This is a genomic window from Mycolicibacterium cosmeticum (assembly GCF_000613185.1).
GTDB lineage: Bacteria > Actinomycetota > Actinomycetes > Mycobacteriales > Mycobacteriaceae > Mycobacterium > Mycobacterium cosmeticum.
In genome coordinates this window covers 2422379-2445440 of record NZ_CCBB010000003.1, presented here as the reverse complement: position 1 = coordinate 2445440, position 23062 = coordinate 2422379, and the positions used below count along the sequence as shown (strand labels likewise).

Sequence of the window (23062 nt, the reverse complement as noted above, 5' to 3'; positions counted from 1 at the left end):
AGAGTGAACTCAGGTGAAGCCGCGAGGCGCGCGATATATGCGGCGTCTTCCCGATCAGCGTCAAGCGCCTGTGCCCGGGACCGGAATCAATATGCCGCGGAGATCAGGCGGCGGTGCGCCGCGGGACTGCCGAACAGTGCGCGGTTGAGCGTCGCGCGTTTGAGGTAGCGGTGGATACCGGCTTCCCAGGTGTAGCCGATCCCTCCGTGCAGCTGCATCGCCTTACCGGCGACAGCCACCGCGGTTTCGGTGGTATGTGATTTGGCCATCGATGCCATCCGCGAGGCTTCGGGGCTGCCGTCGGCGACCGCCTCGACGGCAGCGGCCACCAGCCGGCGGCTCACCGAAATCTGCACCAGCATGTCGGCGCAGGCGTGCTTGACGGCCTGGAAGGAGCCGATCGCCCTACCGAACTGCTGCCGCATGCAGACAAAATCGACTGTTGCGCTGAGCATCGCCTCGGCCAGGCCCAGGCTGTCACACGCGATCGCGGTCGCGGCCCGCTGTGCCAACACCGCCCGGTCGCCGGTGAGCGGCCACAGCGATTCCGCGGCCACGCTGACACCATCGGCGGACACCGTGGCCAACCGCCTACTTTCGTCCAGCACGGGTCGCGGTGCCACGGTCAATTCGGCGCCCGAGACGCTGGCAAGGACCGGCGCCCCGTCAGGGCCGACCGCCAACAGCAGCAGCCGGTCCGCGCCGACAGCGTCGATGACGAAATCTGACCGGCCATTCAGGACACCCTGCCGGGTCACCGTGAAAGGCACGTCCGCGTCGATATCGCCGTGATCGGTGAGCAGCGCCACCGCAACTGTCACCGTACCGGCGGAAATGCTCGACAGCAGTGCATCACGGTCCGGTTCATGGGCCACCGAATTGAGCGCGCCGACACCGAGCACCGCGGAACCGAAGTAGCCGCTGGCGGCAGCCGCGCGACCCAATTCGGTACAGATGATCGCCACTTCACGGAACCCGGCCCCCGCGCCGCCGAGATCGCCGGCGACCTCCAGCCCGGTCCAGCCGGCTTGGGTCACCAACGACCAAGAGACTTCCTTGCCGCCGTCTTTACCGAGAACGTCGCGCGCGACAGCTCGTAGCTCGTCGTGAATCTCGGTGAATTCGGCTGCCGTCACGGCATACTCGGTTCCCTGGGCAGCCCCAAACCTCGCTCGCCGATGATCGTGCGCTGGATCTCGCTGGCGCCGCCGGGAATCGTCCACTCCCACGATCCAATGAAATCCAATACCCACGAGCCGGATTCCCAGCCGCTCGACATGGGTTTGGCCACATCCGTATGCGCAGCGAGACCGCACACCTCGGCCCCGAAATCGGTCATTCGCTGCAGCAGTTCGCTGTAGTACAACTTGACGATGGAGGCATCAGCCGGTGCTGCCGTGCCGGCATGGGATGCGATCACCAGGTCCCGACACATCGCGCGCAGCCCGGTCAGTTCGATGTCGAACTGCGCCAACCGATCCTCGACGACGGGATCGGTCACCGCTCGACATGCTTCGACGAGCCAGCCGAACCCGGCGTTGCCCAGCCGTTCGGCCAACTCGAGCATCGTCATTCCCCGTTCGGCGCCGAGGGTTTCCTGGGCCACCTGCCAGCCCCGGTTCTGTTCACCGACCAGGTTGGCGGCCGGGATCTCGACATCGTTGAGGAATATCTCGCAGAAGTGCGCGTCACCGATGGCATTCTTGATGGGCCGCACCTGCACACCGGGACTCGTCATGTCCAGCAGAAAATAGGAGATGCCAAGACGTTTCGGCGCATCGGGATCGGTGCGGGCCAGCAACAGGCACCAGTCTGCGTGCATACCGCCACTGGCCCACAGCTTCTGACCCTTGACGACGAAGCTATCGCCCGAGCGCCGCGCGGTGGTGCGCAACGCAGCCAGATCCGACCCGGCCTCGGGCTCGGAGAACCCCTGCACCCAAATCTGGCCGTCGAGGATCGCCGGCAAGTGCCGGTTTCGCTGCTCCTCGGTGCCCGCGGCCAGCAGAGTGGAGGCGGCGTGATGGATCCCGACGAAGGCGAGCACCAAACGTGGTGCATCATGGGCGGCCAGCTCCTGGTAGAGGACGATCTGCTCCGCCACCGACATGCCGCCGCCCCACCTGGCCGGCCAATGCGGTACCGCGTATCCTGCCCTGTGCAGCGTGGCGAACCAATCCTTCTGGAAAGCCACGAATTCGGCGTCGGACACCGCGGTTTGCGCGGGCCGCCAGTCGGTGGGTACATGGTCACGACACCAGGTCCGGACCTCGGCGCGGAACGCATTCAGATCGCTCACGGGGTGAACAAACCCGTCAGGCCGCGCCGACCAACCTGATCGGCCAGCAGAGTCCGGGTCGCCGACAGCCCGAATGGCAGCCGGCGCAGCGGCTGGCTGTACCTCGACAACCAGGACAGTGTCGTCTCATCACAGAAGCCGACCGCACCGTGCAGCTGATGGCACACCCGGAACACCACTTCGGCGGCCTCGATCGCGGCGAGTCGCAGTGCCAGCGCGTCATCGAGCGCATCATGCGGGGTGGTCGACACCGACCACAACGCATGTTTGGCCAGGATTTCCAGCCCACTGCGTTCGACTTCGGCGTCGGTGAGCTGGAACTGCACGCCCTGGAATGCCGACAGTGGCTGACCGAACTGCTGACGCAGCTTCACATGGGTGACAGTGAGATGTAATGCCCGGTCGAGCATTCCGAGCAGCGTCCAGCACGGCAACACCAGAGCCAGCGCGGCATCGGTGGCACCGGTCGGCGGACCGAGCTGCAGGTCGGCGACGAAGCCCGCGCCGGCCGGTCCGACACCGCTCACCTGGGCGCGCCTGCCACTGACGGTGACCGCCGCCCAGTTGAGCGCGAGTCCGCCGACGGCGGCTGCGGGGTTGACCTCCGGCACGACCACCAGGCCGTCGGAACCCGTCTCACGGCAGAGCCGTTCGGCCACCGGATAGGGCACCGCCCAGTAGCCGGCACTGCGGCACAGCGCCGCGGCCGCTTCCAGGCTGTCGGTGTCCACATACGGCTCGAGCTCCCAGGCCCCGAGGCCGGCGAGTATCGGGCCGACGAGTGTTTCCCGGGTTCCCGGCTTCGCCTCGGCCTGGTGCAGTAGCTGATCACCACCGGCGGACTCAAATGCCCGCATGGCCTGACGGCCGTATTCTCTCGCTTCGTCCGAGAGTTCGAGGATCATGATGCCGCCAACATCGCACGGGACAACAGGATCCGCTGCATCTCGATGCTGCCGGAGGACACCGTGGAGGCCTGTGAGTACTTCCAGTGGTCCTCCACCTCGCCACGGAACCACGGGGTCCGGTCACCATCCGCAGGCGCGGCCGCAAGAATCTCCATCAGCACCTCGGCGCTGTCCTGGTCGAGTTTGGTCACCAGGATCCGGTATCCGGATGCGTCGCCGGGGCGCACCCGGCCGGCACTTTGTAGTGCGACCAGCCGGTAGGCCAGGAGACGAGCGCGCCGGCAGTGCAGCAGCATTCGCGCCCACCGGGCGCGCAGCTCATCGGGCAGGTCATCCCATGCGGAGCCGAGTACATCCGGCGCGGCGTGCAGCAACCGCTCGCAGCGGGCGTACCGCGCGATACCCACCCGCTCGAAGGACAACACATCCTGGACGATCGACCAACCCGCACCGACTTCGCCGAGCACATCATCGGCGCTCACCCGTAGGTCGTCGAAGAACACCTCGTTGAGGTGATGCGGTCCCATGATGCTACGGATGGGACGCACCGAGATCGCCGGATCCGACATCGGCACCAGAAATATGGTCAGACCGCGTTGCTTCTTGTCCTCTCTGGACGTTCTGGCCAGCAGAAAGCACCATTGCGCCATCGTCGCGTAGGACGTCCAGATCTTCTGCCCGCTCACCAGCCAACCGTCGGCGTCGGGGCGGGCCGTGGTTCGCAGCGACGCGAGATCCGATCCGGCCTCGGGTTCGGAGAATCCCTGACACCAGATGACCTCACCGCCGGCGATAGGCGGTAGGTGGGTGCGCTTCTGCGCGTCGGTGCCATGTCGCATGATGATCGGCCCTACCCAGTTGACCCCCATATACTGCGCCCCGCGGGGCTCGTGGTGGGCCCACATCTCCTCGCGGACGACGGTCTGCTCCCATATCGAGGCGTCCCGACCACCGAACTCCTGCGGCCAGGACATGCACAACAGACCCCCTCGGGCCAGCGTTCGGCAAAAGCGCTGCGCCACATCCAGGTCGGACGGATCATCGGTGAAGGCACCCAGGTAGTCGGGCGGTACGGCGGCGTTGATGAGCTCACGCAGTCGACCGCGTAATTCGTCGGCCTGCGGCCCCATCTCGAAATCCACGTGTCGTCCTATCCCGAACCCAGCGCGGGCTTTGCATCGATCGTCAGCCCCACCTCCGCGAGCACCTCGGCGGTGTCGGCACCCAGTTCCGGCGCATAGCCCCGCACGCGGCCGGGGGTCCGCGAGAACCATGTCGGCACACCGGGGAACCGCACCGGGCCGTGCTGGGTCTGCACCGTCTCGAACAGCCCGACGGCAGCCAGATGCGGATCGTCGAACAACGCATCGGGAGTGTGGATCGGCGCGGCCGGAATCTCCAGCTCGCGGAACAACGCCAGCCATTCATCGGTGGTGCGCTCGCGCAGTGTCTGCGCGATCAGCCCGTACACGGTGTCGATCTGCTTGGCGCGACGTTCCAGCGTCGCGTACAGCTCCGAATTCCACTCCGGCCGAACGGCGGTGATGAACGCATCCCAGTGTTTGTCGTTGTAGATCAGCGCCGCAATGTGTCCGTCCTTGGTGGCGTACGGCTTGCGGTTGGGAGCCACCGTCCGTGGATATACCGCGGGTCCCAACGGAGGATCGAACATCGCGCCGTTGGCGTGCTCGACGAGCATGAACGAGGCCATCGTCTCGAACATGCCGACCTCTACCTCCTGGCCCTCCCCGGTGCGCTCCCGGTGGAACAACGCCATCATCGTTGCGTAAAGGGCGGTCAGGCCGGCGACCTTGTCGGCCATGATCGTCCCGACGTAGTCGGCCTCGCCGGTGAGTTGTTCTTGCACCGCGGCTAGGCCGCACTCCGCCTGGATGGTGTCGTCATAGGCCGGGCGGTCACCTTCCGGGCCGCGACGGCTGTAGCCGTAACAGTTGGTGTAGACGATGCCCGGGTTGATCGCAGCGACCGCCTGGTAATCGAAGCCCAGCTTGCCGACGGCCTTGCCGCGCATCGAGTGGATGAAAACGTCCGCCCCGGCTATCAGCGCACGTAACGCCGCCTGTCCGTCCTCGGTGTGCAGATCCAGTACGGCGCTGCGCTTTCCGCGATTGACGTTGACGAACACACCGGACATGCCCGACGCGGGACCGACCGAGATGTACCGGGTGTTGTCACCGGCCGGCGGTTCGATCTTGATGACGTCGGCGCCCATATCGGCCATGATCTGTGTGCAGTACGGACCCATCACCATGGCGGTCAGGTCGACGACACGCACGCCACGCAGCGGCCCCGCCTCAGTCATGGGTTACCCCTTGCAAGGCCTGGCTGAAGCTGTAGCGGATGTGGTCGGCATGCCCGTCGGGGACGACGACGAATTCCAGCGGATCGTTCAGATCGCGGATCCCGTCGATCTGCGCGGCGACATCTTCGACAGTCCATTCCGGCCGGTAGACACCACGGGCCTCGGTGATGGCAACGCGGGCAATCCGGCCGGCGATCGCAGTGAACATTTCGCCGGTGACAGAACAGCTTTCGTGGGAGAGCCAACCGACGGCCGGCGCCACCAGTTCAGCGTTCATCGGTGGGTACGCCGACGTCTCGATTCCCTCCGCCATCCGGGTCAGCGCCGCCGGGACGATGACATTGGAACGGATATCGTGGACTGCACCTTCCAGCGCGGCGACGTTCGACAGACCGATGATGCCGGCCTTGCCTGCCGCGTAATTGGCGACCTCGTGGTTGCCGTAGAGACCGCCGATCGACGAGGTCAGCACGATGCGCCCGTACCCCGCGTGTTGCATATGGGGGAAGGCCGCGCGCACCACATGAAAGGCGCCGCGCAGATGGACGTCCAGCACGGCGTCGAAGTCGTCGGTCGACATCTGCGTCAGCGATGCCCTGCGCACGTTACCGGCATTGTGGATCAGGATGTCGATGCGCCCGTATCGCTCAAGCGCGGTCTGGATGATCGCCGCACCGCCGTCGGCCGTCGATACCGAATCGGTGCTGGCGGTGGCCTCTCCGCCGGCGGAACCTATCTCGGCCACCACGTCGGCCGCCGGGCCCGGGTCGCAACCATCGCCGGTCAGCCCACCGCCGATATCGTTGACGACGACCGCCGCCCCCCGGGCCGCGAGTAGCCGGCAGTAGGACCTGCCCAGACCGCGGCCACCGCCGGTGACAACGGCGACCCGCCCGTCGTAACGCAGCTCAGGCACCCGGGTCGCCCTCATGCCCGAGCGTCAATCCCGCGAGGTCACCCTTATCGCGCCACGCCGCCAACAGATCAGCGAAAGCGTAGAAGCCCGGGCCGTAGGGCTCACCGAGATGTGAACGGATGCCCTCACCTCCACCGCCGCCCTCGTTGTTGTAGTAGCCCGGTGTGCACTCGGCGTCGAAGGCGGAGTTGTCGATGTAATTCTCCTTGATGGTTGCGCACCACGCGTCCTGCGCGTCCCGCGTCGGCTCGACCGTCGCCGCGCCCCGGTTGAGCGCTTCGGCGATGACATAGGCGATGTGCTCACCCTGCACTTCGTAGTTGGCCGAGATATTGGCCGAAATACCGACCTGGGTGAAACCGGTGAAGAACTGATTGGGGAACCCGTGGCTGCTCATCCCATGCAGCGTCTTGTAGCCGTCGCGCCAATGGTCGTAGAGCGACAGCCCGTCGCGGCCTTCGATGGTATCGATGGCGTAGCGCCGACTGATCTCGGTGGTGATCTCGAAGCCACTGGCGAAGATGATGCAGTCCACCTCGTACTCGACGCCGTTTGCGACGATCCCTGTGTCGGTGATCCGCTCCACACCTTTGGATTCGGACACATCGACGAGGGTCACGTTGGGCCGGTTGAAGGTGCTCAGGTAGTCGTCGTTGGAGCACGGCCGCTTGCACAGGAACCGGTAGTACGGTTTGAGCGCCTCGGCAGTGTCGGCGTCATCGACGAGGCTGTCGACACGGCGGCGCAGCCGTTCCATGACCTTGTAATCCTCTTCTTCCCTGATGCCGACGAACTGCTCGGGAGTCAGCGACGCTGGATCGGGCAGTGCAAGTACCCGCGCGGCGGTGTTACGGCCCAGCTCGGTCCAGAAATCGCAGACGTAATCAGGCTGACCCAACGCCATTCCCTCGAAGGTCCACGAGTGGAAATTGCGCTGGCGTTTCTTCTGCCAGCCCGGCTGCAAGGCTTTGGCCCAGTTCGGATCGGTAGGGGTGTTGTTGCGCTCGTCGACCGTGGACGGTGTGCGTTGGAAGACGTAGAGGTGTTCGGCGTCTCGGCCGAGGAACGGCACCAGCTGCACGCCGGTGGCACCGGTACCGATCAGGGCGACCGTCTTGTCGGCGAGTTTGTCCAGCCCGCCGCTGGCGTCGCCGCCGGTGTAGTCGTAGTCCCATCGCGAGGAGTGGAAGATATGACCGCCGAAATCCGTGATACCCGGGATTCCGGGGAGTTTGGGGCGGTTGAACGATCCGGAACCCAGCACCACGAAGCGGGCCCGGATATCGTCGCCGCGGTTGGTGCTGATCCGCCACCGAGAGATCTGGTCGTCCCATTTGAGGTCGCGCACCTGGGTGGAGAAGATGACGCCGTCGTAGAGCCCGAAGTGTTTGCCGATATTGCGGCAGTGTTGGTAGATCTCGGCACCGTCGGCGAATTTCTTACTGGGGATGAAGTCGAGTTCTTCCAGTAATGGTACGTAGCAATAGGATTCGTTATCGCACTGGATACCGGGGTATCGGTTCCAGTACCAGACGCCACCGAAGTCACCGCCCTGTTCGATGATGTGGACATCCTCGACACCGGCCTTGCGCAAGGCTGCACCACACAACAGCCCGGCGAAACCACCGCCGATCACCGCGACGTCGATATCGGTATCGATCGGCTCGCGTTCGACCACCGGGGTGTGCGGGTCCACCTCGGAGAAACCGGCGAATTCTCCGCCGGTCTCGATGTACTGCTTGGAACCCTCCGTCCGCATCCGTTTTTCACGTTCGACGCGGTATTTCTCGCGTAGCGCATCGATATCGATATCCTGCGGAGTACTGGTCGGCCCGCACTCACCGGCAGCGATCACACCGTGCTGTTCGGCTTCGGCTTCCGAGATCGTCATGCCAGGGCCTCCACCGGCAGCGCGGCCTCGTGCAGAGGGGCCGCCATCTCGTGGACGGCGGGCAGCACCTCGCGCGCGAACAGCTTCACACTCTCGATACCGTCGGCATAGGGCATGGTGCCGAATTGCGGCACGATGGTGACCTCGCAGAACGAACAGGCCTCCTGGGCGGCCTTGAGCTTCTCGAAAATGGTCTCCGGGGTACCGATCAGCAGATTCGACGCGTGATATCCGGGTTGCTTCTTGGTGCCGGGTTCCGGCTTCTCCTGAACTGCGTCGGCCAGTAACGCGGTGGCTGTCGCCTCCCGCGCGGCGTAGGCCTCATAACCCTTGACGCCGGTGAAGTTGGATGCATCAGCGAAGCCGTAGTGCACGGTGACGTCGCGGTTGGCGGTCCAGATCCATTCCTCGGTCGCCGCGGCGGCGTCCTTCATCGCCGACTCGTCGGGCACGCAGTACATGAACATGACGTTCTTGGGCTGGCAAGGTTCGAAACCCTCCTCCTTGCGGAAGGTGTTTACTCGTCGCACCTCGGCGCCCGCGTCCCAGATCGGCTTGTTGCCGACGAACAGGGGCACCATGCCGCGTCGCGACAGGATCTCCAGGGACTCGGCAGTCGAGGACGAACTGTAGATCCGAGAGAACAGATCACTGCTGTAGGGCTCTGGCCGCAGCGACATTTCGGGGAAGGAGAAGATCTCACCGTCGTAGGAGAAGCGTTCCCCGCTGAAGGCCAGTTCCAGGATGTCCAGACACTCATTGAACCGCTCCCGGCTCTCCTCGCGCGGTACGCCAACGGCATCGAACTCGGATTTCGATACCCCGCGTCCGATGCCGATGGTGTCGTACCGGCCCTTGGAAACGATGTCGAGGTAGGCAATCTGGTGCGCCAGCCGCACCGGGTTCCACCACGGCGCCACCGCGACAAAGGTACCGAGGCTGACCCGTTCGGTGCGGCCGGCGAAGTAGGTCAGTGCCTGAATGGGGTTGGGCGTCATACCGTATGGCGTACCGCAGTGCTCGGGGAACCAAATTCCGTCGAAGCCGAGGGGCTCGGCCAGGTCGCCGAGGGCCAGCGCGCCCTCCACACATTGCCAGTCCGGGGTGGCCGGGGGGCTGTTGAAATCACCCGCAAGGACCCGCTCCCAGTCGTGTGAGTTCTGCGCCCCGGTACCGAGGTTGACCTTCATGAATGTGCTCCTTGGCTCAGGCTCTCGGGTTCTCCGGTGCCCATGTATTTCGACAGTTGGTGGTGCAGGTTGACGGTGCTGCGCTCGCGGTAGGGGTTGGGTAGGGTGCCGGGGAAGCCTGCCGATTTCATCCCCTGCTGCACCGCGGCCATATTGGAGAAGTCCTGCGGCAGCACCGAGAGCCAGCGTGGGTCACCGACCGGGGTGTACTCCCAGTCATTCTCGGGCTCTTGCCCTTTCGGATAGAGTTCGAAAACCGATACCTCGAATATGCACTTGTCAGGGTTGTAATCCGGGTCGGGGCGGGCGCTGTAACACAGCGCACTGGTGAGCCCTTGGCCGATCTGGAAGTTAGGGAAGATCTGCCACGCGGTTCCGCTCTGCCCAAGGACGTCGGCGGGGATGGTCGGCCACACCACACCGCGGGCAGCGTCGTCGTTACGCGCCGAGGTCAGCCAGTGCTCGAGTACCTTGTCGGCCGGGGTGCCCTCGGGCAGCTCGTCGACCAGTCGCTTGGCGGCATTGACCAGGGTCTGCGTCGTCGTCGCGTTGGTCTCTTCCATGGTGTAGATCTGCATCTCGGCCGTCGATATCCGCGGGTCACCGGAGCCGAGCCTGATCTTGGACTTGGTTTCGTCCAACCCTTTTGGTGCGTCGTAACCGATATTGCTGTGCTTCCCCTGCGCTTTGGCCCAGCCCTTGAACTCGCCGAACTTGTTGAATTCCGGGTGGGTGGTGAAGACGTGATAGGTCTCGTTGAACGCCTCCAGTGCGACTTTCCAGTTGCAGTCGAAGCGCACCCATTTACGCCATTTGCAGCGCATGTTTTCCAGGCCGAACGGGTCGAGGATCTTGGCCGCGGGGAACAGGTAGTCGGCAAGCGGTTCGCAGTCGGGATCCATGTTGATCCACAACCAGCCGCCCCAGGTGTCGACGTTGACGGGCGCCAGGTGCGTATTGGCCGGCGTCAGTGCGCCTTTCCAGTCGTCCCGTTCACGGATATGGGTGCAGGCGCCGTCGAGGCCGTAGGTCCAGCCGTGGAACCCGCAGACGAACGACTTACGCGCGCGGCCTCGTGCGCGCTTGGCGCCATCGGGGACGTCGATGAGGCGGCGGCCGCGGTGCATACAGACGTTGTGATGCGCGGCGAACGCGTTCGGCCCCGTGCGTACCACGATGACGGAATCGTCGAGGATGTCATAGGTCAGATAGCTGCCGATCTCGGGCAGTTCTTCGACCCGGCCGACCTGCTGCCAGACCTTTCGCCACAACTTGTCCCGTTCGGCGCGGGCATACTCCGGTGAGATATACGCCTGCACGCCGACTGTCACCGGCTCCGACAGCTCCTCGAACTCGTCGGCCGTCTGCTCGATCGGGTTGTCCACGTCAGTCATCACGGGTCTCCTTCCGGTCCGACGTCATAGCGCGGTGATGCTGTTCCGGAAGGACTCGTCCTTGAGGAACAGCGATGTGTTGTCGGGACCGAGATGACTCCACTTCAGGTCGAGCCCGCCGTCGACCAGCAGCGTTTGACCGGTGACATAACTCGACAGATCGGAGAGCAGGAACAGGATCGCGCCGGCTTGTTCGACAGGCGTGCCACGACGGCCCATGGCAATGGCGGAGCGGTCCCGGTCCGGGTCGGCGTCGACATAGGTGGCCGATGCGGCCGTTTCGGTGACACCGGGCGCCACGGCATTGACCCGGATCCCGTCCGTCGCGAGCTCCAGCGCCAGGGTGCGGGTCATCGCGACGATCGCGGCTTTGGCGGTGCCGTAGGCAATGTGGAAGGGCGCGGTGTTGAGCCCACTGATCGAGGAGATCGACACGATCGAGCCGGGGTTCTGATGCGAACGGATTTCTGCGGCCACCGCCTGGCTGGCGAAGAAAGCGGTTTCCAGGTTGGCCGCGAACAACTCTCGCCAATCGACACGCGAGACCCGGGTTGCGGGCATCCATGTCGCAGGGGCGGCGCCACCGGCCACGTTGACCAGTCCGTAGAGCGCACCGTCGGTTCGGCGGACCTGTGCCATGACGCTGGCGATCCCGTCATCGGTCGCGATATCGGCCGACACGGGTATCACCGGAAGGCCGCGTTGCTCCAGCGGCCCGATGTACTCATCCAGGTTGGTCTTCGACCGGCTCACCGCGATGACCGTGGCCCCGGCCTCGGCGGCCATCGTCGTGACCGCGGTCCCGATGCCGCCACCACCGGCGCCCGAGACGATCACGACACGGCCATCCAAACTCAGCCGACTCTCCAACGATGCCATGTCCCGCTTCCAACGGATCAATTGTCCAGACAAGATATGCTGCTCTGCTAATTGGAGAACACTATTCCGCAGGGCTAACTTTGCAGTCAAGGGTCATTGACGACCATTTGTCGCTATTGTCTGGACTACGTGGCCTTGCTAGGGTCCGCATCGTGAACGGTGCAACGCCCTCTCGCTACGGCACCCCGGTATCGCCGATACCGGCCCCCGGCTGGCGGCTGGAACGTCTCACCGCACCAAGTCGGTTGTTCGGCGCCAACGGCCTGCGGACCGGCCCCGACGGACGGGTCTACATCGCGCAGGTCACCGGCAGCCAGATCAGCGCACTCGACATCAACACCGGCGAGCTGCAGACCGTCAGCGGCAAAGGCGGCGACATCATTGCACCCGACGATGTCGCATTCGATCCGCGCGGCAACCTGTTCGCCACCGAGGTGATGGACGGACGGGTCAGTGTCCGTGACACAGCGGGCAACGTGTCAGTCCTGCGCGACGACGTTCCCTCGGCCAACGGCATCACGTTCTTCGGCGGCCGGCTCTTCATCGGTGAGTGCCGCGAGGGTGGCCGACTGATGGAGCTCGATCTTGCCGGCGGCCCACCCCGCGTTCTGCTGGAGGACGTGCCCTCACCCAATGCCATGGAATTCGGCCCCGACGGATTGTTGTACTTCCCGGTCATGGGTGCCAACGAGATCTGGCGTATCGATCCCGATGCCGACGGCCCGATCACCGCCCACACCGTAGCGACCGGTCTGGGCGTCCCGGATTCGGTGAAATTCGATGCCGACGGTTTCATCATCTCGACTCAGGTCGCCAGCGGTCAGGTATTGCGGATCGACCCCAAGACCGGAGCACAGACCGTATTGGCGCAACTGACGCCGGGCCTGGACAATTGCACCATCGCCGACCGCCGGATCTTCGTATCCAACTTCACCGGTGAGATCACCGAGATCCACGACGACGGTGCGACGACGACGATGCTGCCCGGCGCGCTCAACTGGCCGCTCGACTTGGCGGTCGGCGCCGATGGCCTGGTGTACATCGCCGATGGAACCTACCTGTACGCCCTGGCCACCAACGGCTCGCTGCAGACGGTCGGAATGCTGTTCACCCCTGGCTATCCCGGATTCCTGCGCGGCCTGACACCGGCAGGCGCCGGTGAGTTCATCGTCACGACCTCCGGTGGACAGGTAGCCCGCTATCGACCGGCGGCCGGTGAATGTGAGTATCTCGCAGATGGTTTGGACCAGCTCTACGGTGTCGTGCTCCGCGGCACCGAGATCATCGCCGCCGAACAGGGCACCGGTCGGGTGGTGTCGGTGCTGGGTAACGGTGTCCAGGTGCTGGCCGACGGACTAGACGAGCCGGTCGGGGTGACGGTCGCAGCGGACGGCTCGATCCTGGTGTCGGAAACCGGTCGCGTCGTCCGGCTGACGCCATCGGGAACCGAAGCCTACGTCGACGGTCTCTGTCGGCCCCAAGGGCTGCTGTCGGTCGGCGACACACTGTTCATCGTCGATGCCGGGTGCAAGGAGGTCATCGCCGTCGACCATGAGACGGGTACCCGCACGACAATCGCCGCCGACGTGCCCGTCGGGGCACCCCCTGGTGTGGAGCCGAAACCGCTCCGCGGTATGCCACCGTTTTCCGGGCCGCAAGGACCGTTCGCCGGGATAGCCGCCGGCCCGGACGGCACGCTGTACGTTTCCGCCGATGGCGAGGGCAGCGTGCTGGCGCTGCGCCGGGGCTGACGTCATGACCGCTGATATCGGGGAAGCCGAACACCGCTACCTGCAGGTGGCCCGCACGCTGCGCACGGAGATCGTCAACGGCGTCTACCCGGTCGGGTCACAGCTGCCGACCGAGCACGAACTGTGCGCACGATTCGCCGTGAGCCGGTACACCATTCGGGAGGCGTTGCGCCGCTTACGTGATGACAATCTGGTCACCTCTCGGCCCCGCACGGGTACCACCGTGGTGCCGAGGGTCTCGGCGAACTCGTATGCGCAGGACAACATGACCATCAACGACCTGCTGGCGTTCGCCCAGGGCGCCGAACTCGAAATCGAGTCCACCCGGATGGTCACCATCGACACCGAACTCGCCGGCCGCACCGGCCTGCCCGTGGGCGACGAGTGGCTGGCGGTACTCGGCTTCCGGCAGGCCGCGGGCGCCGAGTACACCCACTGTTGGACCGAGTACTACATCAACCGGTCATTCGCCGCGGTCGGTCGGATGCTGCAACGCCATACCGGGCCGATCTTCCCCCTCATCGAGGATCTGTTCGGTATCAGTGTCGTCGAGGTGCACCAGGAGATCGGGGCGGTGTTGGTCACCCCAGAGCTGGCGGGCAGTCTGAACGTGCCCGTGGGGTCCCCCGCGGTGGAGGTGCGGCGCACCTATAGGACCTCCGACGGTGAAATCGCCCAAGTGACGATCAACACCCACCCCGCGGATCGGTTCCGGCATGCGATGACACTGCGCCGCGTCAAGGGCTGAGCGGGCAGGTGAGTACCGCGGCACAGCGGAAAGCGATTGGCGGACGGTTGATCCGCTGGGACGACACCCGCGCCGCCGATGCCTATGCCCGCGGGCTGTGGGTGCGTACGACGCTGGCCGACGCCCTTCGGGAGGCTGCGCGGACCGACCCCGACCGCGTGCTGCTCGTCGACGGCGATGTGGAGGTCACCAGCGCCGGTCTGCTGCGCGCCGCAGAATCGCTGGCTGCGACCATGCGGGCACGGATGCCCGCCGGATCCGTCGTGTCGTTCATGCTGCCCAACTGGCATGAAGCCGCCGTCGTCTACCTCGCCGCGACCGTGGCACGTATGGTGGTCAATCCCGTCCTGCCGTCGCTGCGCGATCACGAACTGCGCTTCATCCTCGAGGACGCCGACGTCCGGATGATCTTTATTCCCAACGTGTTCCGTGGTCATGACTACGGAGCCATGCTGACACGGGTGGCCGCGCAGCTACCGGACCCGCCGGAGGCGGTGGTGGTCCGTGGTGCAGCCGGTTCCCATACCGCCTACGACGAGCTGCTCGACGCCGATGCCGCGATCGACCCGGTCGGTGACATCGATCCCGACACCGTACATATGATCATGTACACCTCCGGTACCACCGGACGACCCAAAGGGGTTCTGCACAGCCATAACTCGCTGCACGCTCTGATTTCGCAAATTCGGTCCAACTGGCTGGTCACACCGGGGGACGCCTTCCTGGTGGCATCCCCCATCGCACACATCGGCGGTTCGATCTACGCCTTCGAATGCCCGTTGCTGGCGGGTGCGACGGCGGTACTGATGGAACGCTGGGATGCCGACGACGCCATCGCCGTGATGACCGCACGGCACTGCACGCATATGGCGGGGGCGACCCCCTTCCTGGAACAGCTACTGTCCGCCGCGACCCGGGCACAAACGCGGCTACCGGATCTCAAGGTCTTCATCTGCGGTGGCGCCTCCGTGCCACCGTCGTTGATCCGCAGCGCCACGGCCTTTTTCGACAAGGCCACGGTCACAAGGGTCTACGGGTCGACCGAGGTGCCGGTCACCACCGTCGGGTCACCGGGTGAGCCCGGGCCGGCCGCCGAAACCGACGGCCGAGCTGGCATCGCCGATATCCGTCTCGACGCCGACGGGCAGATCTGCGCCCGTGGCGCTCAGATGCTGGTCGGGTACCTGCACGCCGAGGACGAGGACGGATCCTTCGATGCGGAGGGCTTTTTCCTGACCGGCGACCTGGGCCGCTGGGACGATGAACATCTGGTGGTGACCGGACGCGCCAAGGATTTGATCATCCGTAACGGCGAGAACATCTCGCCCAAGGAGGTCGAGGACGTCCTGATCACCCACCCGGCGATCGCCGAGGTAGCGGTGGTCGGGCTGCCCGATTCCCGCACCGGGGAACGGGCCTGCGCCGTCATCGTTTCCGACGGGGACACCAACCCGACCGTCGACGATCTCGACATCTTCCTGGTATCTCACGGTATGGCCCGGTTCAAAGTTCCTGAACGGGTGGAGATCTGGGAAGCCCTGCCCAGAAATGACGCGGGCAAGGTGCTCAAGCACCGGATCCGCACGGTACTGGTGGAAGGCGCAGAGTGATGCAGGTAGCGATCGTGACGGGCTCCAGCAGCGGTATCGGGTTCGGCTGTGCGGTAAAACTCGCCGAACAGGGTGTGGCGGTCGTGGGCGCCGGCCGCGATGACGACCGACTGACAGAACTGCGCGAGGCTGTCGTGACGGCGACCGGCGACCCTGATCGAATCGCCACCGTGGCAGTCGATCTCACCGCCGACGACGGCCCGACGCGTGTCGTCGACGCTGCGGTGTCGCGCTGGGGGCGAGTGGATTTCCTGATCAACAATGCCGGGGTTGGTAGCCCGAAGCCGTTGCACGAGACCGACGATCAGAGTCTGGATCATTTCCTCGGCCTGATGCTGCGCGCCCCGTTCCGGCTCGCCCGCGACGTGCTTCCCCATATGGCGCCCGGGTCGGCCATCATCAACATCACGTCGACGTTTGCCGTCGTCGGAGGCCTCCGTGGTGGTGCCTACTCGGCGGCCAAAGGTGGATTGACGGCATTGACAACGCATATCGCGTGCCAGTACGGGGCACAGGGCATCCGATGCAATGCCGTGGCTCCCGGTGTGACGGTCACCCCCATGGTCGCGCACCGTCTCGAAGACGACCGGTTCCGCAAGATCAACATCGAGATGACCCCGCATCAGCGGCTCGGCCAGGTCGACGATGTCGCCAGTACCGTGGCGTTCCTGTGCTCACCGGGCGGTAGTTTCATCAACGGCCAGACCATCGTGGTCGACGGCGGGTGGAGCTCGACGAAGTATCTGTCCGAATTCGCGCTCGATTCCCGGTGGACGCGGCAATGAATCTCTTCGTACTGCTCGCCCAGACCGCGCAGCGCCACCCTGACCGTGGTGCGGTTTACCATGGCACCGAACTGGTTTGGACATGGGCGCAACTGTACGATCGCGCGCTGCGGCTGGCCGCCGGCATCAAGACGACGACACATCCTGGTGACCGCATCGCCGTCGCCTCGGAGAACCGACCCGAGATCGTCGAGCTGATGTTCGCCATCTGGGCGGCCGATTGTGTATTCGTGCCGATCAACTACAAACTGCATCGCCGGGAAATGGCGGACATTCTCGCCGATGCCGACGTTGCGCAGGTGTTTGCATCATCGACGATCGCCACAACGCTGGACTGGGACCACTCACCGGTCGAGGTGATTGCCAGTGCCGATTATGAAATGCGCCAGGGCGTCGATGCTGCCGATCCGCCGCGCGATACCGACCCGGCCGCTGTGGCGTGGCTGTTCTACACCAGTGGAACCACCGGAAAGCCCAAGGGTGCCATGCTGTCCCATCGCAACCTGATGTCGATGTCGGTGGCCCACCTCGCGGACTTCGACGATCCGGACCACAACAGCAGCCTGGTGCACGGTGCGCCGATGTCCCATGGATCCGGTCTCTATGTCGTGCCCTACGTCATGCGCGCCGCGCGTCAGGTCATTCCGTCCTCCGGGGCGTTCGAACCCGGCGAGTTCCTCGACCTGTGCGATGTCCATCCCGGGTGCAGCGCGTTTCTGGCACCGACGATGGTGCAGCGGTTGGTCCAGACCGGCCGCTGCCGTCCCGCCAACCTCAGAACAGTGATCTACGGCGGCGGCCCGATGTACGTGGAGAGCCTCAAGTCGGCAATGGCGGCATTCGGGCCGATCTTCACCCAACTCTACGGGCAAGGTGAGGCTCCGATGACGATCACCGGTCTGCGGCGAACCGACCACATCGACGCCTCCGATGCGGTGCTCGGGTCGGTCGGGTACGCCCGTTCCGGGGTCGACGTCGCCGTATGGGACCCCGACGACACCGTTGCCGCCGCGGGCCAGATCGGCGAGATCGTCTGCCGCGGCGACGTGGTGATGTCGGGCTACTGGCGCAATCCGGCCGCCACCGCCGCCACACTGTGCAACGGATGGTTGCGCACCGGTGACATGGGATCGTTCGACGCGCACGGTTACCTGACGCTGCGCGACCGGTCCAAGGATGTGGTGATCAGTGGCGGCAGCAATATCTACCCACGTGAAGTCGAGGAGATTCTGCTGACTCATCCCGGCGTCAGCGAGGCCGCTGTGGTGGGTGCGCCCGATCCCGACTGGGGTGAAATCGTGGTCGCGTTCATCGTCGGGACCGCCGATCCCGACGATCTCGACGCCCATCTGCTGAACCACATCGCACGGTTCAAACGGCCCAAGAGATACGAGTTCGTCGCCGAGCTTCCGAAGAACAGTTACGGCAAGGTGCTCAAGCGGGATCTGCGGGCGCGGATCTAGCGGTTCTATCCCGACGCCTGACGTCGCTGGGTTCGTGCGGGCGTCACTCCCCCAGACGGTCGACCAGGAAGTCGGCGAGGTCGCGTTGCAGCGCGCGGGAGTCCTCGAGGACGCCGTCCATCCACCAGAAGCCGTGGATCATGCCGTCGTACCGTCGGGTGACCACGTCGACTCCGGCGTCGCGGCACAACTGGGCGTACTCCTCGGCCTCGTCGCGCAGGACATCGTGACTGGCGGTCGCCACGAAGGTCGGCGGAAGCTGCGCAAAACTGTTGCCGCGCAGCGGTGAAACGCGCGGATCCGCGCTCGCACCGGCATCGACGTAGTGGCTCCAGAACCAGGCCATGTCGGCGGCGTCGAGGCCGAAGCCACGGGAGAATGTTCCATACGACGGCGCCGTCATCGCGCGGTCCAGTGCCGGGTACAGCAGACCCTGTGCAGCAACGGCGACATCGGTTCCGGACAGCTCGGCAGTGGTCGCCGCGGCGAGGTTGCCGCCGGCGCTGTCACCGACGACGGCGAGCCTGCCCGGGTCGACACCCAGCGCGGCGGCGTGGCTGTGCACCCACCGCACGGTGGCCACGCAATCCTGGAGTGGCACCGGGAAGCGATGCTCGGGCGCTTTCTGGTAGTTGACGGCGAGCACAACATAGCCGGTGTCCCGGGCCAGAACCCGTGCGGGCTCGTCCACCAGATCCAGGTTGCCGATCACCCATCCACTGCCGTGCAGCACGACGATGACGGGGCGCGGCCCGAGGACCGGTGTGGGCCGGTAGATCCGGACGGGGAGGTCCGCGGTCGGTCCGGGGACGAACCGGTGCTCCACTGCGGCCATCGCGGGTGCCGGTCGCTGGAGGTCCAAATAGGCCAGGGCGGCCAGGCGTGCGTCGGGTACCGACAGGGTGGCAATCCCCGGCGCCTCAGCCGCGGCGGCCAGGTGCGCGCGGGCCTGCGGGTGCAGAGCTGGCGTGTCGGTCACCGCGGCTCCCCATGGCTGTTGGTGAACACCAGCACGGTGCCGACCAGTGCCATCGCGGTGCCCACCCACACCGGTGAGCGCCAGCCCAGGCCCGCGGCGATGGTCGCGGCCCCGATGGCCGAGGCCATCGCGTTGCCCAGATCGAACGCCGCGATGTTGGCCGCCGATGCCATCGTCGGTGCGTCCTCGGCGAAGCGCATGACGCGCAGTTGCAGGGCCGGCGTCGCGGCGAACCCGACAACACCCATGGCCACCAGCAGCACGGCGACCGGTAACCGCCACCCGGCGAGCAGGCCGTAACCGATGAGCACGACGGGCAGCAGCACCGAAAGGATGCGCAGGGTCCAGGTGAGGTTGCGGTCGGCGGCCCAGCCGCCGACGAAATTGCCGATGAACAAACCGATTCCGAAGAGCACCAGCAGCCACGGCACCGCGCCGTCGCCGTAACCGGTAACCCTCGTGACGAGTGGTTCGACGTAGATGAAGGCACCGAACACACCACCGAACACCATCATGGTCAGCAGGATCGACACCACAACCTGCCGCCGGCAGAGCACCGCGAAGTGGTTTCCACCGGTGTGTGGTGGTGCCGGCATTCGTGGCACCAGGGCAGCCACGCCGATCACGGCCAGCACACCCAATGCGCTGATGATCCAGAACGCGCTGCGCCACCCGAGGTGTTGTCCGACGAAGGTGCCGAATGGCACGCCGAGAACGTTGGACAGAGTCAACCCCCCGAACATGAACGCGATGGCCGATGCCTTGCGTTCGGGTGCCACGAGGTCTCCGGCGACCACGGCGCCGATCCCGAAGAATCCGCCGTGACAGAGGGCGGTGATGAAGCGGCCCAGCAGGGCGACACCGAAATCGGGTGCCAGCGCGGTCAATGCGTTGCCGGCGACGAACAGCGCCAGCAACAGCAGCAACGCACCCTTCGGCGGTCGACGCGCCAGCACCGCGGTGACGGTGAATGCGCCGACGACGACGGCCAGGGCGTAACCCCAGATGAGTGCACCCGCGGTGGGAACGCTGACACGTAGCGCGTCGGCGACGCCGGTGAGCAGTCCGGCGATGACGAACTCGGTGAGCCCGATCCCGAACCCGCCGACGGCGAGGGCGAGCAGGCCGGGGTGCAGCCGGCGCACGGGCGCCTCGGGACTGCTTTTGGGCAGCGTGGAGCTATCCATGGATGATCTCCTTGGAGTCGATGTCGGTTGCGGCACAGCAGTAGTGGCTGCGCGGCGTTATTCGGTGATGGTGGTGCTGGCCAGCAGGCGCAGCGCGGCCTCATCGTTGGAGCCGGGTTCGGCGTGGTGCAACAGCAGCCGGTGGCCGTCGTCTTCGGGCAGATGCAGGATCTGGAAGTGCAGGTCGAGCCGACCGACCACCGGATGGTGGTAACGCTTGATGCCATGAGTGCACAACGCCACCGGTTGCGCGGCCCATAGCTGCACGAAGTCGTCGCTGGCCACACTCAGCTTGCCGACCAGCCGGGCGAGGTCGTCGTCGGCGACGTAGACGGCACTGACGTAGCGCAGGGAGGCCACCGCCAAGTTTGCCTCGGCCTCCCATTCACGGTGCATGCTGCGAGAATGCGCATCGGTGAACATCATTGCCACCTTGTTGGGCGGCTCGGCACCGTAGGGCGCGGCCGGGTCCAGATGCGGCGCAAGCAGCGCGTGGCCCAACCGGTTCCACGCGACGATGTCCTGTAACGGCGACAGCACGACGGCCGGGACATCGGACATCGCGTCCATCAGCGTGACGAACTCAGGTCGCAACTCGGTTCGCGCAGAACGCGGTCGGGCATCCGTCGCCGAGGCCAGTCGCTGCAGATGCGCCCGCTCGACCTCATCGAGCGCCAGTGCCCGGGCCAGCGCGTCCAACACCTGGGTCGACGGATTGGTCGCCAGTCCCTGTTCCAGCCGGGTGTAGTACGTCAGCGACACCCCGGCCGCCTCGGCCAACTCTTCGCGGCGCAACCCCGGAACCCGGCGGGGTCCCGCCCCGACCAGCCCCGGCAACAGCGCGGTGTCGGCCGCGGCGCGCCGGCTACGCAGAAACTGCGCCAGCTGGGCACCTGAACCACGTGCGTTCGTCATGCCTTCCATCCTGCGGGATGTTCGCTTGACGCACCTGTCCCTGGGAGTGCCAGGCAGTGCAGTTCTCAAACCCCATGTCATGGCCCATGCGTTGCGGCCCTTCTGCTGATGGTGTCATCGTATTACCTGTGCTGGTTTGCCGACTCCGACTGCGCAGCAGTGGCTTCGCGTGCGGCGTCGAGCACCGATGCGAAATCAAAGTGTGTTCTCATCGCGGTAGCAGCCCGCCGTCGAGAGTGATCACTTTGTTGGTCAGGTAGCCATTACGCAAGATGCTCAGCGCCATGTCGGCGACCTCGATGACCTCCCCGAGACGGCCTACTGGTATCGGCAGAGGCAAAGAGCCGTCGCCCTTGGCGTCCAAGGGAAGGATGCGCGTATTGCCGATCAATGCCGGGGCCAGAGTATTGACGGTGACTCCGTCGGCGGCGACACGAGCGGCGAGAAAATGGGTGAGCCCGTGTAGGGCGGCTTTGCTGGCCGCATAGTGCGGGCCCACTATACCGCCGGTGAGCGCGGCAGTGGACGAGATGAACAGGACGCGACCAAAGTTACGTTCGATCATCGTTGGCAGAACTTGTTGCGCCAGAAGGAATGGTGCGGTCGTGTTGATGGCGAACGTGGTGTTCCACTGCTCCAACGTGACGTCGGCCCAGGCGGTCTGCGTGCCGGCACCCGCGTTGGCGACAAGTACATCCACCCCACCCAACTCGGCAGCGGCGTGCACCAACGCTGCCGGGACTGTGGGGTCAGCGAGGTCCCCGGGCGCCAGTACGACGCGACGCCCGAGCTCACGGGCCCTTTCTGCAACATGTTCTGCATCCTCGACGTGTGTGCCGTGGGCTAGCACCAGGTCGGCCCCGGCTGCGGCCAGCAAACCGGCGATCGCGCCGCCGATTCCACCTGACGCGCCGGTGATGAGCGCTACCTTGCCGGCGAACGGTAATGCGTTGTCAGACAAGTTCTTTCCTCCTCCCGGAATGCGATCAGCTTACTGAGAACCTACAACCATCAAGCGTTGCACCGCTGTAGGTCCGCGTTCGCCCGGCGGATGCTGCCTCTCCGCGCCAGAGCCCTTCCAGAGAATTCCGGCGAAGATGGCGGACGCCGAACTCCATTTCCCGATGGCGGTTGCGACAGCCGCACGGTTCTGCAAGTCATGATCGTCTGCTTCTCTAGTTCTAGCAGTGCTATCAGCGGCCGGGCATCGTGACCAGAAGTCAAACAAACCGGCTCCACGCAACCCACCACGCCGGAATGTGAATTTCAGCCGCGGTTGCCAACCACGATCATCGCAGCGTTACCCGTTCCATCAAGGCGTTGAGTGCGACAAAGTCGAGGTAGGCCGTCACGCGCACCACTCGTTCGTGGTGCATCGTCATCACCCACGTGTAGCTGTTGACATAAGGAAGCCCGTCGCGCGCAGTCGCGGTACCGTCCCACACCGCAACCACCACATCGTTATCGGCTATCAGCTGGCGCACGTTCGCCTGTATCGGACCGTTGAGTCTGGACTGGACAGGACCCGCGCCGTCACACAGAAATTCGAATCGGCTGGTGTATGTCCTCGGGCCGACCGCCCTGGCAACCGTCCACTGCACGTCCTCGGCCAAGATCGAAAAGAAACTGGCCTCATCACCGACGCCCCGGGCAAAAGCATCGCGCACGACGTCGACGTTGCGCTGTTCCAGTACCGTTCGGTTGCTGTCTTCGGCATTACTCGTCGCGCCGAAATCAACCGTCATCGACACCGCCAACACTCCGGTGACAATCGCGATGATCGCTCTCAGGCTCCGTCGCCGGTCGGAAATCGCCATAGTGACG

At 65.2% G+C, this 23062-nt stretch carries 20 protein-coding genes; 5 read left to right on the top strand and 15 right to left on the bottom strand.

Translation table 11 applies throughout. The annotated features are described in order from the left end of the window. Positions 1-86 precede the first annotated feature (86 nt). The 10 genes from BN977_RS30980 to BN977_RS30935 are packed head-to-tail and all read right to left on the bottom strand — an operon-like array spanning position 87 to position 11800. A complete protein-coding gene (locus BN977_RS30980) occupies positions 87-1136 on the bottom strand; it encodes an acyl-CoA dehydrogenase family protein (RefSeq protein ID WP_036403929.1) in 1050 nt (349 codons plus the stop codon). Beyond that, positions 1133-2299, bottom strand: coding sequence for an acyl-CoA dehydrogenase family protein (locus BN977_RS30975; RefSeq protein WP_036403927.1), 1167 nt, complete (start codon positions 2297-2299; stop codon positions 1133-1135). The genes BN977_RS30980 and BN977_RS30975 overlap by 4 nt, the downstream gene beginning before the upstream one ends. Continuing rightward, on the bottom strand, positions 2296-3204 hold the full coding sequence (locus BN977_RS30970; RefSeq protein WP_036403925.1) for an acyl-CoA dehydrogenase family protein: 909 nt from the start codon (positions 3202-3204) through the stop codon (positions 2296-2298). Before BN977_RS30970 ends, BN977_RS30975 begins: the two co-directional genes overlap by 4 nt. Continuing rightward, entirely contained in the window at positions 3201-4337 is a 1137-nt protein-coding gene (locus BN977_RS30965; RefSeq protein ID WP_407661223.1) for an acyl-CoA dehydrogenase family protein, read from the bottom strand. The genes BN977_RS30970 and BN977_RS30965 overlap by 4 nt, the downstream gene beginning before the upstream one ends. Before the next feature lie 20 nt (positions 4338-4357). Continuing rightward, positions 4358-5530, bottom strand: a complete 1173-nt coding sequence (locus BN977_RS30960; protein ID WP_036403921.1) for a CaiB/BaiF CoA transferase family protein — start codon at positions 5528-5530, stop codon at positions 4358-4360. Beyond that, positions 5523-6446: an SDR family NAD(P)-dependent oxidoreductase gene (locus BN977_RS30955; RefSeq protein WP_036405011.1), complete on the bottom strand. Its 924-nt coding sequence runs from the start codon at positions 6444-6446 to the stop codon at positions 5523-5525. Before BN977_RS30955 ends, BN977_RS30960 begins: the two co-directional genes overlap by 8 nt. Beyond that, complete coding sequence (locus BN977_RS30950; protein ID WP_051562081.1) at positions 6439-8337, bottom strand: flavin-containing monooxygenase; 1899 nt, start codon at positions 8335-8337, stop codon at positions 6439-6441. The genes BN977_RS30955 and BN977_RS30950 overlap by 8 nt, the downstream gene beginning before the upstream one ends. Next, positions 8334-9527, bottom strand: coding sequence for an LLM class flavin-dependent oxidoreductase (locus BN977_RS30945; protein WP_036403919.1), 1194 nt, complete (start codon positions 9525-9527; stop codon positions 8334-8336). The genes BN977_RS30950 and BN977_RS30945 overlap by 4 nt, the downstream gene beginning before the upstream one ends. After that, complete coding sequence (locus BN977_RS30940) at positions 9524-10921, bottom strand: aromatic ring-hydroxylating oxygenase subunit alpha (protein WP_036403916.1); 1398 nt, start codon at positions 10919-10921, stop codon at positions 9524-9526. The genes BN977_RS30945 and BN977_RS30940 overlap by 4 nt, the downstream gene beginning before the upstream one ends. A 24-nt stretch (positions 10922-10945) precedes the next feature. Then, a complete protein-coding gene (locus BN977_RS30935) occupies positions 10946-11800 on the bottom strand; it encodes an SDR family NAD(P)-dependent oxidoreductase (protein ID WP_051562079.1) in 855 nt (284 codons plus the stop codon). A gap of 152 nt (positions 11801-11952) precedes the next feature. Here BN977_RS30935 and BN977_RS30930 point away from each other — a divergent pair, with 152 nt between their 5' ends. The 5 genes from BN977_RS30930 to BN977_RS30910 are packed head-to-tail and all read left to right on the top strand — an operon-like array spanning position 11953 to position 18157. Then, positions 11953-13551: an SMP-30/gluconolactonase/LRE family protein gene (locus BN977_RS30930; protein ID WP_234709698.1), complete on the top strand. Its 1599-nt coding sequence runs from the start codon at positions 11953-11955 to the stop codon at positions 13549-13551. 4 nt (positions 13552-13555) lie between these two features. Beyond that, the gene (locus BN977_RS30925; protein WP_024453593.1) at positions 13556-14299 is read left to right on the top strand and encodes a GntR family transcriptional regulator; all 744 of its coding nucleotides are present in this window, start codon (positions 13556-13558) and stop codon (positions 14297-14299) included. A gap of 50 nt (positions 14300-14349) precedes the next feature. Beyond that, positions 14350-15909, top strand: a complete 1560-nt coding sequence (locus BN977_RS30920; RefSeq protein WP_036405003.1) for an AMP-binding protein — start codon at positions 14350-14352, stop codon at positions 15907-15909. Next, positions 15909-16694 (top strand): SDR family NAD(P)-dependent oxidoreductase, encoded by a 786-nt coding sequence (locus BN977_RS30915; RefSeq protein WP_036403914.1) that lies wholly within the window; start codon positions 15909-15911, stop codon positions 16692-16694. Before BN977_RS30920 ends, BN977_RS30915 begins: the two co-directional genes overlap by 1 nt. Then, positions 16691-18157, top strand: coding sequence for an acyl-CoA synthetase (locus tag BN977_RS30910; RefSeq protein WP_036403912.1), 1467 nt, complete (start codon positions 16691-16693; stop codon positions 18155-18157). Before BN977_RS30915 ends, BN977_RS30910 begins: the two co-directional genes overlap by 4 nt. A gap of 43 nt (positions 18158-18200) precedes the next feature. On the opposite strand, the gene BN977_RS30905 is transcribed toward BN977_RS30910, so the two are convergent. The 5 genes from BN977_RS30905 to BN977_RS30885 form a co-directional block, all read right to left on the bottom strand. Further along, on the bottom strand, positions 18201-19136 hold the full coding sequence (locus BN977_RS30905) for an alpha/beta hydrolase (RefSeq protein ID WP_051562075.1): 936 nt from the start codon (positions 19134-19136) through the stop codon (positions 18201-18203). Next, positions 19133-20323 carry an MFS transporter gene (locus tag BN977_RS30900; RefSeq protein ID WP_051562073.1) on the bottom strand — a complete coding sequence of 397 codons (1191 nt, stop codon included), beginning with the start codon at positions 20321-20323 and terminating at the stop codon, positions 19133-19135. Before BN977_RS30900 ends, BN977_RS30905 begins: the two co-directional genes overlap by 4 nt. Before the next feature lie 57 nt (positions 20324-20380). Beyond that, positions 20381-21238: a helix-turn-helix transcriptional regulator gene (locus BN977_RS30895; protein WP_036403910.1), complete on the bottom strand. Its 858-nt coding sequence runs from the start codon at positions 21236-21238 to the stop codon at positions 20381-20383. Positions 21239-21446: 208 nt separating this feature from the next. Beyond that, positions 21447-22199, bottom strand: a complete 753-nt coding sequence (locus BN977_RS30890) for an SDR family NAD(P)-dependent oxidoreductase (protein ID WP_036403908.1) — start codon at positions 22197-22199, stop codon at positions 21447-21449. A 328-nt stretch (positions 22200-22527) separates the two neighbouring features. Beyond that, positions 22528-23055: a nuclear transport factor 2 family protein gene (locus tag BN977_RS30885; protein WP_234709697.1), complete on the bottom strand. Its 528-nt coding sequence runs from the start codon at positions 23053-23055 to the stop codon at positions 22528-22530. Between the last annotated feature and the right edge of the window lie 7 nt (positions 23056-23062).